Raw genomic sequence first — 15,035 nt, forward strand, 5'->3', positions numbered from 1 at the left:
AAAGCCGCTCATCGTGGCGCGCCTGGCCTAGCGAGGTGGCGGGCAGGGGGAATAAAACGCGCCGTTCGTCGCGTTGATGCGCTCGACGCACTGATTGGGATCGGTGACGGTGCCCGCCACCGTGAAGTCGTAGCCCATGCCCTTGACCACGACGACGTAGCGGCCGGGAGCTAACGTGAAGCCGTCCTGCTCGGGCTGCAGCAACAGCATTCTTGGCTGATCCTCGACGGGTCCTACCTTGTAGGGGTAGGACATGCTGCGGATGACCCAGGCATCGCCGGCGCTGACCATGGCGGCCTTGCCGTTGGCATCAACACCCATCGCTCGTGAGACTTTCGCAACCACCCGAACCTCGGTCACACTTGCATCCATCCCTCCATCCGCGCGGAATACGATGAACCTGACGTCCCCGCTCTGCAGCGTGGTTGCGCTCGGCGCGGTGATCGCCGCTGATATCGCAACGCGTCGATCCGGGATTTTTCCAGGGACTGACTTGAGCTCCTGGAGTCGGCCTTCGCTCAGGGCGTAGACCCCAAACGTGGTTGGCAACGGCATCGAGGGTTGTGCCGGCGGCGCCGATTCTTTTTGGCTATCCGGCGTTCGTTCCGCGGTCTCGCTCTGGGGTGGCGCCGGCGGCGTCGCTTGCTGAGGCTGAACATCCTGGGACGCGGGCGGTCGCCCCACCAGTTGCGACAATGCGGCCAACTGTGTCTTCACCTTCGGCCAAGAGGCCACTCCGATCCCTGCGGCCGCAATCAGCAAGAGCAGAACGGCCAATCGAACGACAGATGTGAAGCCTCCGCTTCGCTTGGCCTCTTGCCGCGTTGTTGCGCCGCTGAGTTTGAAGGATCGCTCGACCTCTTCGATTGCGCGTTCGAGGATTTGCTGGAGATCCTGTGATTCCCGCGCCTCGGCGTGAGTAAATTGCTCCAGCAGCTTGACGCGGGCCAGCTCGTAGACGATCTCCCGCATCTGCTGGGGATCGGCGGCGGTCTGTCGGATTCGATCCGACAGAAGGCGGACAAACCCGGCCTTGATCTCTCGCGTCTTCGGGGCGTTGGCCGCAGTGTCGCCGGGGTCGCTCATTACGGCCGATCAAGTAACCCGGATAAGGCTGTTTCGCTAGGCTTTTCCGCGTCAGACCCGGCCTCTCCGAGGCGGTCCCCCTCATAGTCAAGCTTGCGAGAGCCTTTGTCGGACCACGCCTAAGGCGCTTGCTTTTGGGCAAAAACCTGTGACATTCCGGCGAGCTTCTCATTCGGGTGTTTGATCATGCGCGGCAATTTATTGGCACTCACGTTTCTGGCCCTCCTGATGCAGCCTTCCCATGCGCAGGGGGTCAAGGATAAGGCCAATCTGACCAGCACCAGCATCATCACGACCCCCACCCCAAAGAAGACCCAGACAACCGAGGCATCTCGGCCCACTGCGATCCGGAATTTGGCGCCGGGCACTTTGCCTAGCGGAACAGCAGCGCAGGGCGTTTGGAGGGATGGCAAGCTCGTCGCCGTGCCACGGCAGTAAGCCCCCGCGGAACCGTGAAGGAACCGTAATCGCCTCCCTGACGTTGCTGATCGGGAGATATCGCATGCAACGTTTGGCTTTGATCGCGATCGCGCTCGTCGTGCCCGCCGCCGCCTGGGCCCAGGGTGTCAATGACCCGTCGACGCCCAATCGCAACGTCATTATTGTCAATCCGTCGCAGCCATCGCCCACCACGGCGACGCCGAATATCCCGAGCCAGATTCAGCCGCCGATCACCAGAGGCGGACGCGCCCACCCCTACTACGGGAATAGAACACGGGGCAGCGGCTCAGCTCGGTATTAGGACGATGCCATACTGCACCTGTTTTGCCCGACGGGTCAATCTATTTCGGAAAAGCGGTATCCTCTCGACCCGGAGTGTTGCCGCTACTGTGCATGGGGTTGTTTTTCGATTTTTGATTTTGTGATCAGTTCCAGGAGACACCACGGTGCATCCCCCTCGGCGTCATCTGTTGTTAAATATTGGAGCGCTCCGCAGCGCGCTGCTTGGTGTCCTCGTCGGGACATCAGGCGGTCTCGGAGCTTGTCTTGTTGATCCGATGTCTTGCCTGGCGCAAGACGAGCCGGAACCTTCCATCAACGATTACCTTCCATCCAGCGAGGCGGAGCTCACGCGCGATCAATGGCGGCAGCGGATCGAGGACGCCAGGCAGCGCGCCAGGGAAGTCTCGCGAGAGCGTCGCGAGCATCCAGAACTCTACAAGCCTGTCCCGGAAGATCCCGATCTCGTCGCGACCGAACGTATTCTCAATGACGAAAGTCTGCAGCGTGGCGACATCGTCACCACGAAAAAGGGCATGTTCATCTATCAGGGTCGCACCGACCAGCCGCGTCGTGAGCAGGACTTCGTGCCCGTTGCGCCGAAGCCGGGACGCTGAGGGCGGCGAGCGGATCAACGCGCGCTTCGGTGGTCAGTACCGGAGCAAGATCTCCTTGAACTTGGGATCGATCATTTGCGCGGACTCCAAAAGGAACGATTTGCCCTGTGGGGTTGCCTGCACATAAGCAGCGATCAAAAGCGGAGCGTAGCGAGCGCGGTTGGCGAGCGCCGAGCGGATATCGGACTGAGCCAGCAGCCTGATCTCATCGTCGGCGGCAGCCGCGCTCGATGTCACCGTTTGGATGCGCGAAAACGCAACGTCAACAGGCACTGCCCCGGTCAGATAGGACATCTTCAACGCAGGCGTGGTCGGCTCCCCCATTTGCGCCTCGAGCGTACTGAGCGTGAGCCACAATGCGGGACGGATCGGTGAGAGCTTCAGCGCTGATATGACGGCATCCTGAGCCGCCTTGTTCTCTTCGGTTCGTTTGGCCGCATCGGATGCCGGATGATGGAGAACGTTGGCAGCTTTCGCGGAGGCAAAGTTCGCAAGCAGGTCGCCGTCGAAGGAGAAGGGGGTTGCGAGCCCGGCGGTTGTCAAATTGGCGTTGTCGGCCGGAATCACAGCTGAGGACAAATCCCCCGCTCGAAACTCTGGCCGTACGAGATCGCTGAAGAAGGCCAAGCCTGCATAAAGGGCCAGGACAAGCGAGGTGCAGATTCCGATCATACGAAGCAGGACGATGCGGTTCACAATCGAATCCGAAAAACCATGCGATGCCGCGAGGCTGAACCAGCAGTGCGGCAACCACCCTTAAATTGCGAGCAGACTATCGCCTTGGATGGTCAGCAGCGTCAAGTTGCCGGTGGCATAGGCGCCGGTGTCGATATTGATGCGGTTCGGCCGGATGTCGGGGGCGCTGACCGGTGTATGGCCGTGCACGACATATTTGCCGAAGCGCCGCTCGGATTCGAGAAATTCCTCGCGGATCCAAAGCAGGTCCTCGTCTTTTTGCCGGTCGAGGGCGACGCCGGGCTTGACGCCGGCGTGGACAAAGAAGAAGTCGCCGCAGGTGAAGGACGAGCGCAACTGTTGAAGGAAGGCGATGTGCTCGGGCGGGATCGCGCGGTTCAATGCTTCGATCAACTCGGTCTGCTGTTCCGCCGTGGGGTTCATCGTTGGCGTGATGCCGTAGGACACCAGCGTCAGAAGTCCGCCGTAGTGGCGCCACTCCTGCAGACGTGCGGGATCCTTCAGGACCTCGAGCAGAAAGACCTCGTGGTTGCCTTTGAGACAAACCGTCTCGTGTGATTTCGAGCGCTCGATCAACAGATCAAGGACGGCGCGCGAGTCTGGGCCGCGATCGACATAGTCGCCCAGAAAGACCTGAATCGCTCGCCCGGGGGTGGATCGGGCAAGGTCGGCGTCGATGACGGTTAACAGCGACTGAAGCAGATCGGCACGTCCATGTACGTCGCCGATCGCATAGATGCGCACGCCATCGGGCAGCCGAGGCTTGATCTTCTTGGTAAAGCGTCTGGAAAGGCCCATCAGGTCGGTCGAATCGCATCTGCCGTCACGAGCGTCATCGTATGCGCTCTTAGCAGAACACGTCACAGATCGGTATTCTTAATTGTTTCCCACCGATGCGCTCGCATTTTGATTAAAGGATCGCGCGGCCTTTGAGCCGTATTTCAAGAGGTCTCGCGTAGCGTCTCCCCAACAAGAACGGGGGAGCGCGACATGCGCAAAGTTGCAAAATTCCTGGCGGCCGTGGCCGCTGTTGCGGTGACTGCAGGGGTGCAGCACAGCGCGAAGGCGGCCTTTGTTGGCGCCCCGTCGGCGCTGCGGGGCGCGATCCAGCACATCAAGTTCGACCAGCCGACGCTGGCACCGATGGCGTTTACGATCTTTTGCCTCAAGTACAAGGACGAGTGTAAGCCGACCACGCAGCGTGTCGCGTTCCGGGGCGGTCGCCTGAAGCTGACGCCCGAGCGTCTGGCGCAGCTTCAAGAGGTCAACCGCGACGTCAACGCCTCGATCCGCCCCGAGGCCAATTTGGAAGGGTTGCGCGGGGAGAAGTGGTTGCTCCATCCCACCAGCGGCGACTGCAACGATTATGCTGTGACAAAACGCCACGATCTGATTGCCAAGGGCTTCCCGGCGCGCTCGGTGCTGTTGAGCGAGGTCATCGTGCCCTGGGGTGAACACCATCTCGTCGTGGTGGTGCGCACGACTTCAGGTGATCTCGTGCTGGACAACCTCACCACGCATATCCTGCCGTGGTCGAAGAAATCCTATCGCTGGGTCCGGATCCAGACGCCCAAGAACCCGTACTATTGGGCGTCACTGAGCGGCGATCGCGACGCGTGACGATCCCTTAGTCTATCGCGTGCTGACGCTCTGCGACAGCCCGAGTCCCAGGATCATCGAAAAGCAAAGGATTGCTGCCGGACGCAGCAATCCTGGACCCGCAAAACTCTGAACGAGCGCAAACACAAGGCAGGCTGCGGCAGTCGTCGGAAAGAACGAGTCGCGTCCGCGCTGCAACGCGCCGGTGAACAAGCGGATCAAGGCCAGTAGGCACATCACGCCGGCGACCAGCAAGCCAATCCAGCCCATATCCGCGAAGATCGCCGTTGCGGTCGACGGTGCCGACAGAGCCCCCGCCGTTTCGCTCTGATAGATTGCACCTACGGCCGAAAAAGTCCCCGCCCCCGCACCGAACCATCGCGTGTCCGACAACATCCGCTCCAGCGCAGCCCTGGTTTCAGTCCCGACGTCAGGGACGAGGCGCAACAGGACGGGTCCGGAGGTCTGTTCGAACAAGAATGTCAGCACAATCGCGGCTCCGATCAACCCGGCCGCAGCAAGCGCGCCCGCGGCCAATGCCGATAGGTCCAGGCGGCGGATCACCAGGATCAACAGGATCAGCACAATTCCGAAGCTGGCTGCGATCGCGCTGTTGGCGCCGGAGAAGCCGAAGATCGCGATCGCGCTGACCAATGCGCCGAGGAGACCGCAAAGACCGATCGCGACGGAGCGCAGCAGCGAGTGACGCGTCTCGGCCCGCTCGGCGGCGAGCTGCATGACGGCCATATTGAGCATAATGCCGAAGCCGGCCATGGTGGTCGCCAGATCAGCGGGCGTTGCCGGCATCAATCCAGGCGAGAGGCGATGAAGGTCCAGGGCCAGGGCTGCGACGGCTGTCGTTCCGCTCAGCACGAATAGCACCAATTCGGCGCGGCCGCGGTCGCGGACCACTGCGATCGTAACCCCGAGCAAGGAGACCGCAGCTACGGCCTGCATCAAAGCGTTCAGCGTCAACCCAAGATCGGCCGTGATCGACCCTAGCAGCAAACCGCCCAGGGCATCACGGGTGCTGGTCCAGATTGGATGCGCCAAGCCCAACCAAACAGGCACGAGCTGCGCGGCAATGCCGAGCGGAATGGCGACCAGAAGCCACCGGCCCCAGGACGTGGCGCGCCGATAGTGCTCATAGTCGGACTTCTGTGTGCTTGAGGCAGCCGACACCAAGCTCAGCGCCGCAGCCATCATCCCGAGCTGCGCACCAAACTTGGCACCGGCAATTTCGAGAAATGATGCGGAAACAACGGCAATGATGAGGGCAAAATAAGCGAGGGACAAACGGCGCGCTCGAAAGGATTCCTGAACCTGTCAGGTCACCATACAAGCGGTCGGCCTGGTTTCAAACAGAAGGTCTGCCCCTTTGCGAACAGCTTCGCCTCAAACTCTTCGCGCGCTCGCGAAGGATTATCGTGAAGGCCAGGGAAAGGAGATCGATCGAGCAGCTCAGCTAACGGGGATCAGCGCGCAGCTTTGGCTGGCCGCGCGAACACGCGGGCGGCCCTGGTGGCCGCGAGGGCGAAGCGAGCGCCGGAGCCGAACAGATAACCGGCCTGCAGAGCAATGGCTGCGAATGCGGCGGCCTTCAAACCTCCGAGCAAGCCGAGGCTGGTCATCAGGCCGACGGGAAGCACGGTCAGCACCAGGACAAAGGTCACCGGCAGCAGCATCAGCACGCGAAAGCGTTGGCCCAAGACGGCGCCTGCAAGAAAGCTGAAAATCAAAAGCTCGGTCATCCGAAGCACTCCCCTGCTCCGGAGCTTAGGTTCCCCACCCTAAAAGGACCCTTAAGGTGTATGGCTAAATTTGGCCTATTGGCTGCAATTGGCCACTAGCGAGTTGTAGGCCTCGCGCAAGCCCGTCAGGCTAACCACGCCTTTGATTTCGCTGTCGCTTTCCTTGACCGCGACGGCCAGAGAGGGCGTCGTCTGCCATTTGCCGGATGCAAAGGCCGAGACTTCGTCGGGCAACAAGACAGCGGCGCCGGCCGCGGCCATGCTGGCCTCGACCGTCAGCGTCCCGCCATTGCTCGCGGCGATCGTGACCTTGGGGTGGCTCCGGGGCGGGAAGGGCCGGATCAACGCCACCAGCACGTCGACCTTGCCCTTGGGCGCACAGCGGACGATCAGGCCGGCAAAGTCCGGATCGGATTGGGTTGTGTCGGCCGTCTTGGTGATGGCGGCAAAGGTGTCGCCCTCCTTGGTCCCTTGCGTCCGGGTGAATTTCCAAACGGATGTGGACGCAGGGGCGGCCACCTCAACCACGGCAGCGCCGCGACAGAACGCCCCCGCACTGCCAGGGCAAGTCGGGGCCCATGCGCGATCGGCGGCGCCAAAGAGGGAGACCGCCAACAGCGGGGCCAGAAGGAGGCCAGACACGGGAGTTCCTATCCTTAACAGCCCAGACTTAGCAGACGGCCTCGAGCGCAGGAAGCCTTGCGATCAACACACCAAGCCCTTGAGTCGGGCGGTTTGCTCACCGACCGGGCACACGAAATACAACAAATGGTCACAAAGGGTTAAACCAAGCCCCAAACAGTGGCCCGCGCGCCACAGTGGCCGACCGATTGCTCCGTTAACCACCGGGAACACTTGTCGCACCACCCCCTAGGCCGTACCAATTTACGTCAATTGGGGACCCTCGGGCGCGATTCATGTCATCTATTGCCAAGACCTATGTGTTGAAGCCGGCGTTGCTGGCGATCGCTTTGGCGCTTGGGGCGTGTTCGACCAATCCAGGCTCGGGCCCTCTGATCGACGATGTTAACAATCACGTTCAGACGGAGAATGCGCCAGCCTATGAGCTGGTGCCGATCAATCCGGCCACGGTGAACATCCTGCACACCCACGAGCCGAAGGGGCTTGCGGGTGCGTTCACGGACAAGCGGCCTCCGGCCAGCATCGTGTTTGGGATCGGCGACGTGGTCAGCGTCACCATCTTCGAAGCGGCCGCAGGTGGTCTGTTCATTCCGGCGGAAGCCGGCGTGCGTCCCGGCAACTTCGTCACCATCCCGGATCAGTCCGTCGACAATGACGGCTTTATCACGGTGCCCTACGCCGGCCAGGTCAAGGCCGCTGGCCTCACCGCGGTGCAAATCCAGCGCGCGATTGTTGACAAGATCTCCAACCGCGCCATCGAGCCGCAGGTCGTCGTGGCGATGGCCTCGCAGCGCACGCAGCTGATCAGCGTGCTGGGCGAGGTCAATTCGCCGGCGCGTTATCCGGCGAGCGCGGCGGGCGCGAAGGACAAGGTGCTCGACGCCATCACCCGCGCCGGCGGCATCAAGGGCCAGGGCTTCGAGACCTGGGTCATGCTGGAGCGTGGCGGACGGCGGGCGACCGTACCGTTCGAGAACCTCGTGATGGCGCCGGAGAACAACATCTATGTTCGCCCGGATGACAGCATCTACGTCTACCGCGAGCAGCAGAAGTTCCTGGCGTTCGGCGCCAGCGGTCAGAGCGGCGAATTCAACTTCGACGCCTGGCGCATCAACCTCGGCGAAGCCGTCGGCAAGGCCGGTGGTCTTCTCGATGGTCAGGCCGAGCCGGCTGGCGTGTTCCTCTATCGTCGCGAGCCGCGTGATGTCGCCGCCCAGCTCGGTATCGACGTCAACAAGTACACCACCGAGACGATCCCGGTCATCTTCAGCATAAACCTGCGCGACCCCGGCGGCTTCTTCCTCGCCACCAAGGTCATGATGAAGAACCAGGACATCATCTACGTCTCGAACTCGCGCAACGTCGAAGTTACCAAGTTCCTGACCTACCTGCGCGTGATCATGGCGACCGGTTCGGATGCGGTGAACCTGTCCAACGATGCCCTGATCTTCCGCAACAACATCAAGCTGGCGCCGTAAGACGCCAACCTGATGCACTACGATCGATGGCACCGGGTTTTGTCCCGGTGCCATTTTCGTTTAGGGATCCGAGCTCGTTCGGAGATCAAAGCCTCGGGTTCGACTGAGGTACACTGATCGCATTGCGAGGTCAGGGATTTGGATCAATGCGCCACTGAGCAAGGCGCGCCCGTCATCGGTCGCAAGGGGCATCATGCGCTTTAGAGCATTCTCTTGTTGTCTGGCTCTCGTCCCAATTGGCCTGGGGCTCGCCCCATTGGGGAAGGCCTTCGGCTCCCCTGGGGAGCTCGGCGTGCGCCACCGGATCGATGTGGTGGTCTCCGCGGAGCCCGACGCACCGATTTTCCAGCACCTCAAGGGCGCCAAGGGGGATCTCGCATTCACCGTCCGCCTCTCGGCGAATTCCAAGGAGAGCAGGTTTTTCGGGCTGCTGCACCCGTTCTTCCTGGATATTACCGTTCCAGACAAAGCGGACAAACTTCTGGTCCAGCAGACGAAGCTGTGGGAGGAGGAGGTCTGTCACCAACGACGCGGTCTGCCGAAGGTCACGGTCACCCAGCTCGGCGGCCATTTTGGCGGGGGCGAGGGGCGGATCGAGATCTCTGCGATCGTCAGGCACATCGGGCTTCTGGTGCCACCCGACGAATTAACCCCTGGAATAAAACTCGATCAGGGGAGTGATGATCTTGGAGTATTCTACGCCTTCCGGGCGCAAACCCGGAACAGCCGCCTGAACGTGGACCTGAAGATCTATCCGTTCGATTGTTTCCTCTAAGAGCTCAAGCTCGGATACGAGCTCGAGCAAGCAACGCCGACAAGCGAAACGCCGCCCAAGAACCCAATGCGCCTTCGGCTTCCCCATATCAGCTGGTCGTGGAGCCTGCCTGCGGCCTTCATCCTGTACTTCGTCGTCGCGTTCGCGCCGTTTCCGTTCGGCTCGACCAATGATCTGTCGATTGCATTCTGGTGCCTGTGTCTTGGCGTCGCCACGATGTTCGCGCCGACGGGGAGTTTGCGAAAGCCGCATCTCTGGCTGCTCGCGGGCATCGCAATCATCGTCGCGGGCTACGCTTTCGTGCTGCACGAGCAGCTGTCCGATCATCCCTGGGCAGCGCCGTTCCAGCCGATCTGGAAGCAGGCCTCAGACCTCCTGCAGATGCCGATCGCGCCATCGGCTTCAATCGTGAAGAACGAGGCATTCTTTGCTCTGGGAGCACCGCTCGCCAACATCCTCGCAGTCGTCCTCGGCATCAGCGTCGGCGCCGAGCGCGAGCGCGCCCGCCGCATCTTGTGGGTCATCGCGATATCAGGGGCGCTCTATGCCCTTTACGGCGTGCTGTCGTTCCTGATCGAGCCCACGATGATCCTGTGGCGGGACAAGACCGCCTATCTCGGCAGCGTCACCGGCACCTTCATCAACCGCAACACGGCGGCGGCATATTTCGGCTCCTGCGCCGTGATCTGGATCCTGTTGATCCTGGAGGACTTCCGCCGCCGCCTTCCTGAACGGCATATCGCATGGAGGCGCTTGTCGCTCGACCTGCGTGAGATCCCGCCGAAGGAAATCCTGCCGCAGCTTCTGGCGCTGCTGATCTGCCTGATGGCGATGTTCATGACGACATCGCGCGCCGGCGTCGGCCTGTCGCTGCTCGCGATGATCGTTGCGACAACGGTGTTCCTCAGAAAGGACCTGCCGCCGCGCACTGGCATCTGGATTGCGCTCGGATCAGGTGTCGTCATCGCGCTGGGGCTGCTCCAACTGCTCGGCGGACAGGTCTCCAGTCGCTTCGATAGCCAGGGCCTAGTCGATGAGGGGCGCGTCGAAGCCTGGAAATCCACGCTTCGAATTATCGGCGACAATCCCTGGTTTGGCACCGGGATGGGCACTTTCCAATGGGCCTTCCCGCCGTACCGGAGTCCCCATATCTCGATTCGCGGCGTTTGGGATGCTGCGCACTCCACTCCGCTCGAACTCGCCTCCGAGGTCGGCATCCCCATGGCGCTTTTGGTTGCAGCCGGTTGGACAATCATGCTGTTGGTCCTGGCGAACGGCGTGCTTGGGCGGCGACGCGACGCCATCATCCCCCTTGCGGCGGCAGCGACCGCCACCCTCTCGCTGCTGCATTCCTGCCTGGACTTCACCCTGCAGGTCCCCGGCTACAGCATTCCGTTCTTTGCACTATTCGGAGCGGGCCTGGCGCAGTCCTTTCGCACCGCTGAGGTCCGCCCAACCGAAGAGACCATTGCCTGCCAAGCCGCGGGAAGGGGGGCCCATGGCGCGAGGCGAAGGGCCCTGCCGGCGGAGGCGCGAGCTTCATAAAAGTGTCTAGATTTGAAGCAGTTGCGTGTTTACGAAGTCTTTAGATTAAGTGGACAGTTCCCTCACCTTCAGATAGTTTCCTGCACTGCACAGCCATTTGCCCGAGCCGAGGAAGCACATCGGGGCAGCTGATTTTTTGGAGGTATTTATGAGCGTTGTTAAGATTGCGCTTCGCATGGCTGTAGCCGCGGCCCTCGCCGCGACGATTTCGACAGCCGCAAGCGCCGCTGTGTATCCGCCGCAGCGCCAGCTGCCGGCTCAGACCATTTCCGACTTCAAGGCCTCGCCGCAGAGCTTGCTGCAGCTGTATCCGAACGGTGGCCCGCAGATGATCTCGCGTGTGCGCGACCTCGGCGCCTCCGATCCGACCACGCTCCCGGGCCTGATTGCGCTCTTGAAGGACCCGAACACGACCAAGGACCAGATCAAGGCGATCGTCGGCGGTCTCGCCCAGGTCGCGCGTATGGCGGCATCAACTGACCAGGCCTTCGCCAATGAAATCCAGACCGCGATTGCCGGCACCGGCAACGCCGACGTGATCGCCGCCTATCAGGCCGCGACCGGCGACGTCCAGATCGCCGCGACCGGTGGTGGTGCCGGCGGTGGCGGCACCGGCGCAGGCGGGCCGACCGGTAACGGCGGCTTCGCAACCGGCGGTAACGGTGGCGGCGGGGTCACGTTCGGCAGCAACACGACTGCGAACAACGGCACCGGCACCGGCAGCGGTTCGGTCGGCGGCACAACGAATAGCGTGAGCCCGCACTGATCGACCAGCCGGGCCCTCAAGGCCGCCTCATGAGACGTTACGACAGCGGCGCCATTGGGCGCCGTTTTGCTTTGGCGCCGTTAAGGTTCACGGCAAATGACGCAATCGTTGGCACTGTGCGTCGCATCAATGACGTTCAACTACCGGCGATGGTATGCTAGGCTTTCACGTGGCGCGGGCTTGGCATCAGGTTTGCTCCGCACGCCGCGGGGCCGTTGACTTCCAATCCATACACATCGATTCATTTCAGGAATTGCTAGATGTTGCAGGTGAACAAGCCGACCTCGGAGATCAACCGTGATTTCCCCGAGGCCGATGGCTCCCCGTCGCAGACGCTGAGTTTTTATCTCGACATCATTCGCCGCCAGTTTCCGACTATAGTCGCGATCGTGTCGGCCAGCATTATCCTGGCGCTGCTTTACCTCTTCACCGCCGCGTCGATGTTCACATCAACCGCCTCGATGGTGATCGACACCCGCAAGGTGCAGCTGTTCCAGCAGCAATCGGTGCTTGGCGACGTCGCGATCGACCCCGCGACCGTCGAAACGCAGGTCGAGATCCTGAAATCCGAGAACATCAGCCTGGCCGTGATCCGCGATCTGCACCTGATCGAGGATCCTGAGTTTACCGGGAGCGGCGGCGGGCTCCTTGGTGCGGTCGTCGGCTCGGTCATCGGCCTGTTCTCCCCGAGCAGCGCACCATCCGAGTTCGAGCTGATGCGCAAGGCGCTGGAGCGTTTTGAGAAGGGCCGCACCATCAAGCGTCTCGGCCTCACCTATGTGATGGAGATCGGCTTCACCTCAAAGGATCCGGCCAAGGCGGCGCGGATCGCGAACGCGATCGCGGACGCCTACATCGTCGACCAGCTCGAGGCGAAGTATCAGGCCACCCGCCGCGCCAGCGTCTGGCTGCAGGACCGCATCAAGGAGCTGCGTACGCAGGCTTCCGTCGCGCAGAAGGCGGTGGTGGATTTCAAGACCGCCAACAACATCGTCGACACTGGCGGGCGGCTGATGAACGAGCAGCAGCTCGCGGAAGTGAACAGCCAGCTGGTGCTGGCGCATGCATCCACCGCCGAGGCCAAGGCGCGCCTTGATCGCTTGAACGACATCCTCAAGCTGGACGTTCCAGACGCCAACGTCACCGACGCGCTGAAGAACGACACCATTGTCAAGCTGCGCGGCCAATATGTCGACATGGCCTCCAAGGAATCGATCTGGTCTGCCAAATACGGCCGCGACCATCTGGCGGCCGTCAACCTGCGCACCCAGATGGCGGAGATCAAGAAGAACATCCAGGATGAGCTCAAGCGCATCCAGGAATCCTACAAAAGCGATTACGACATCGCGGTGACCCGCGAGGAGGCGATCAAGTCGAGCCTTGCCAACGTCGTCTCGGAATCGCAGCTTACCAACCAGGCGCAGATCCAACTCCGTGAGCTCGAGAGCAACGCGCAGAGCTATCAGGCGATGTATGACAATTTCCTCCAGCGCTACATGGAGAGCGTGCAGCAGCAGTCATTCCCGATCACCGAGGCGCGCGTGATCAGCGCGGCGTCCGCGCCGCTGGTCAAGAGCTCACCGAAGAGCCTCATCGTTCTTGCCGGAGCAGTGCTCGCTGGTCTGTTGCTGGGGTTCGGTTCAGCGATGGCCCGCGAGCTCACCGACAGGGTATTCCGTACCACCGGACAGATTGAGGAGCAGCTCGGTTCTAACTGCGTCGCGATCCTGCCGGCCGTCGGCGTTCCCGCCTCCATGGCGCTCACTGACAAGCTCGCGAGGAAGGACCCTCTGCAACCAGATCTCTTGCGCTATGTCGTCGGCAATCCGCTATCGCGTTTCTCGGAAGCCGTGCGCTCGCTGAAAGTGGCGGTGGACCTCAACTCCATCGTGCGCGAGAACCGCGTACTGGCGGTGACCTCCACCCTGCCCAACGAGGGCAAGAGCACGCTTTCGACCAACCTCGCGCAGCTGATTGCCCATGGCGGGGCGCGGGTAATCCTGGTCGACGCCGATTTGCGCAATCCCTCGCTGTCCCGCGCGCTGGTGCCGGAGGCGCAGGCCGGTCTCGTCGACGTGGTTGCGCAGAAGGTGCAGCTCGAGGATGTCATCACCGTCGATCCGCAGACCAAGCTCGCGATGCTGCCCGCCGGCGCCACCTCGAAACTGCTGCACACCAACGAGATCCTCGCCTCTAAGCCAATGCGCGACCTCGTGGCCGTCTTGCGTACGAAATATGATTATGTGGTGCTCGACATGCCTCCCATGGCGCCGGTGGTGGACGTTCGCGTCACCTCGCCCTTCGTCGACTCCTTCGTGTTCGTGGTAGAGTGGGGCAAGACCAAGATCGATGTCGTCCGGCACAACCTACGCGGAGCGCCGGAAATCCAGGACAAGCTCTTGGGCGTCGTGCTGAACAAGGCCGACACCAAGTTGTTGTCACGCTATGAGTCCTACCACGGCCGCTATTACTACCGGAAATACTATGCCCGATATGGGTGTGTGGAGTAGTGATCATCGCCAAGGGCAACCAGCCCTTATTTCTGAGGAGCCTGCGAAGCTGGCGCCTCGAAGTATGCGCACGATCTTGGCTGCTGTTGTTCGGCCTTGCCGGTGTCATCTGGTCTGCCATTACGCTGCCGGCCTTCCGGTCGGCAGCTCCGGCCAAAGACGCGACGGCGCGCATTCTGGCCGACGACCGCTTCAAATCGGCGACGCTGAGTGACTTGTTGGAGTTGATGCTGGCTAGCCCCGAACCGATCGTCCAGCGCAGTGATCTGCCGCGCGCGGAGACCCTAGTCCGGGTACGGATTGCTGAAGAGGCGATCAGGCGACAGGACCCGGCTCAGGCGGACCGCGACGCGGCCGCAGCCAATGAGCGGCTGAAGTTCACCTTGGCGCTCAACCCGGCGGACTCCTTTCTGTGGCTCATGCTGTATTCCTTGGAGATCACGCGAAGCGGCTTCGACAACAGAACGGCGGGTTTTCTCGACCAGTCCTACGCAAGCGGGCCCCTAGAGGGATGGATTAGCCTTCGGCGCAACAGCTTGGCACTCGCGGCATTTCACAACCTAAGCGAAGCGTCGCAGGCTGCAGTTGTGTCCGAGTTTGCCGCGATGGTCGACAGCGACTTTACGGAAGCCGCCGCCCGTAACCTGATGGACGTGGGTTGGGAGCAGAGGGATCGTCTCTTGGGAAGCCTTGCGAATGTGGAGCTCATTCCACGGGAGGCGTTTGCGAAGAAGCTATCGCGAGAGGGCCTGAAGGTCAGTGTTCCCGGAGTGTATCTGGATGAGAGGTTGTGGCGCTAATGGACAATACTCGACCTCGCAAAAGGACTATAGAATTAGCGGTCCTGACG

The 15,035-nt window shown here is 61.7% G+C and carries 15 protein-coding genes; 9 read left to right on the top strand and 6 right to left on the bottom strand.

Annotated elements, in window-relative coordinates; genetic code table 11:
• Window positions 1–27: 27 nt before the first annotated feature.
• The gene (locus tag BM374_RS30140) at window positions 28–1,086 is read right to left on the bottom strand and encodes a hypothetical protein (RefSeq protein WP_092301031.1); all 1,059 of its coding nucleotides are present in this window, start codon (window positions 1,084–1,086) and stop codon (window positions 28–30) included.
• A gap of 502 nt (window positions 1,087–1,588) precedes the next feature.
• On the opposite strand from BM374_RS30140, the gene BM374_RS38105 reads away from it, so the two are divergent.
• Together BM374_RS38105 and BM374_RS30150 are read left to right on the top strand one after the other, a co-directional pair.
• Complete coding sequence (locus tag BM374_RS38105; RefSeq protein WP_143270277.1) at window positions 1,589–1,828, top strand: hypothetical protein; 240 nt, start codon at window positions 1,589–1,591, stop codon at window positions 1,826–1,828.
• Window positions 1,829–1,997: 169 nt separating this feature from the next.
• The gene (locus BM374_RS30150; RefSeq protein WP_244552746.1) at window positions 1,998–2,423 is read left to right on the top strand and encodes a hypothetical protein; all 426 of its coding nucleotides are present in this window, start codon (window positions 1,998–2,000) and stop codon (window positions 2,421–2,423) included.
• Between the two features lie 33 nt (window positions 2,424–2,456).
• On the opposite strand, the gene BM374_RS30155 is transcribed toward BM374_RS30150, so the two are convergent.
• The gene (locus BM374_RS30155; RefSeq protein ID WP_244552747.1) at window positions 2,457–3,002 is read right to left on the bottom strand and encodes a hypothetical protein; all 546 of its coding nucleotides are present in this window, start codon (window positions 3,000–3,002) and stop codon (window positions 2,457–2,459) included.
• Window positions 3,003–3,179: 177 nt separating this feature from the next.
• On the bottom strand, window positions 3,180–3,917 hold the full coding sequence (locus tag BM374_RS30160) for a metallophosphoesterase family protein (protein WP_092301036.1): 738 nt from the start codon (window positions 3,915–3,917) through the stop codon (window positions 3,180–3,182).
• 192 nt (window positions 3,918–4,109) lie between these two features.
• Between BM374_RS30160 and BM374_RS30165 the strand changes: the two genes are divergently transcribed.
• Window positions 4,110–4,739 (top strand): transglutaminase-like cysteine peptidase, encoded by a 630-nt coding sequence (locus BM374_RS30165; RefSeq protein ID WP_092301039.1) that lies wholly within the window; start codon window positions 4,110–4,112, stop codon window positions 4,737–4,739.
• Between the two features lie 12 nt (window positions 4,740–4,751).
• Here BM374_RS30165 and BM374_RS30170 read toward each other — a convergent pair whose 3' ends face one another.
• From BM374_RS30170 to BM374_RS30180, 3 genes are all read right to left on the bottom strand, one after another.
• The gene (locus BM374_RS30170; protein WP_092301042.1) at window positions 4,752–6,014 is read right to left on the bottom strand and encodes a hypothetical protein; all 1,263 of its coding nucleotides are present in this window, start codon (window positions 6,012–6,014) and stop codon (window positions 4,752–4,754) included.
• A 179-nt stretch (window positions 6,015–6,193) separates the two neighbouring features.
• Window positions 6,194–6,469, bottom strand: coding sequence for a hypothetical protein (locus BM374_RS30175; RefSeq protein WP_092301045.1), 276 nt, complete (start codon window positions 6,467–6,469; stop codon window positions 6,194–6,196).
• 75 nt (window positions 6,470–6,544) lie between these two features.
• On the bottom strand, window positions 6,545–7,084 hold the full coding sequence (locus BM374_RS30180; RefSeq protein WP_244552748.1) for a hypothetical protein: 540 nt from the start codon (window positions 7,082–7,084) through the stop codon (window positions 6,545–6,547).
• A gap of 302 nt (window positions 7,085–7,386) precedes the next feature.
• Between BM374_RS30180 and BM374_RS30185 the strand changes: the two genes are divergently transcribed.
• From BM374_RS30185 to BM374_RS30210, 6 genes are all read left to right on the top strand, one after another.
• A complete protein-coding gene (locus tag BM374_RS30185; RefSeq protein ID WP_092301051.1) occupies window positions 7,387–8,589 on the top strand; it encodes a polysaccharide biosynthesis/export family protein in 1,203 nt (400 codons plus the stop codon).
• A 292-nt stretch (window positions 8,590–8,881) separates the two neighbouring features.
• Entirely contained in the window at window positions 8,882–9,364 is a 483-nt protein-coding gene (locus BM374_RS30190) for a hypothetical protein (protein ID WP_244552749.1), read from the top strand.
• 66 nt (window positions 9,365–9,430) lie between these two features.
• Window positions 9,431–10,909: an O-antigen ligase family protein gene (locus BM374_RS30195; RefSeq protein ID WP_092301057.1), complete on the top strand. Its 1,479-nt coding sequence runs from the start codon at window positions 9,431–9,433 to the stop codon at window positions 10,907–10,909.
• A 148-nt stretch (window positions 10,910–11,057) separates the two neighbouring features.
• Window positions 11,058–11,675 carry a hypothetical protein gene (locus tag BM374_RS30200; protein WP_092301060.1) on the top strand — a complete coding sequence of 206 codons (618 nt, stop codon included), beginning with the start codon at window positions 11,058–11,060 and terminating at the stop codon, window positions 11,673–11,675.
• 260 nt (window positions 11,676–11,935) lie between these two features.
• A complete protein-coding gene (locus BM374_RS30205; RefSeq protein WP_092301063.1) occupies window positions 11,936–14,185 on the top strand; it encodes a polysaccharide biosynthesis tyrosine autokinase in 2,250 nt (749 codons plus the stop codon).
• Window positions 14,185–14,985: a hypothetical protein gene (locus tag BM374_RS30210; protein ID WP_092301065.1), complete on the top strand. Its 801-nt coding sequence runs from the start codon at window positions 14,185–14,187 to the stop codon at window positions 14,983–14,985. Before BM374_RS30205 ends, BM374_RS30210 begins: the two co-directional genes overlap by 1 nt.
• Window positions 14,986–15,035: the final 50 nt, after the last annotated feature.

The sequence above is a fragment of the Bradyrhizobium sp. Ghvi genome (genome assembly GCF_900115265.1).
Taxonomy (GTDB): domain Bacteria; phylum Pseudomonadota; class Alphaproteobacteria; order Rhizobiales; family Xanthobacteraceae; genus Bradyrhizobium.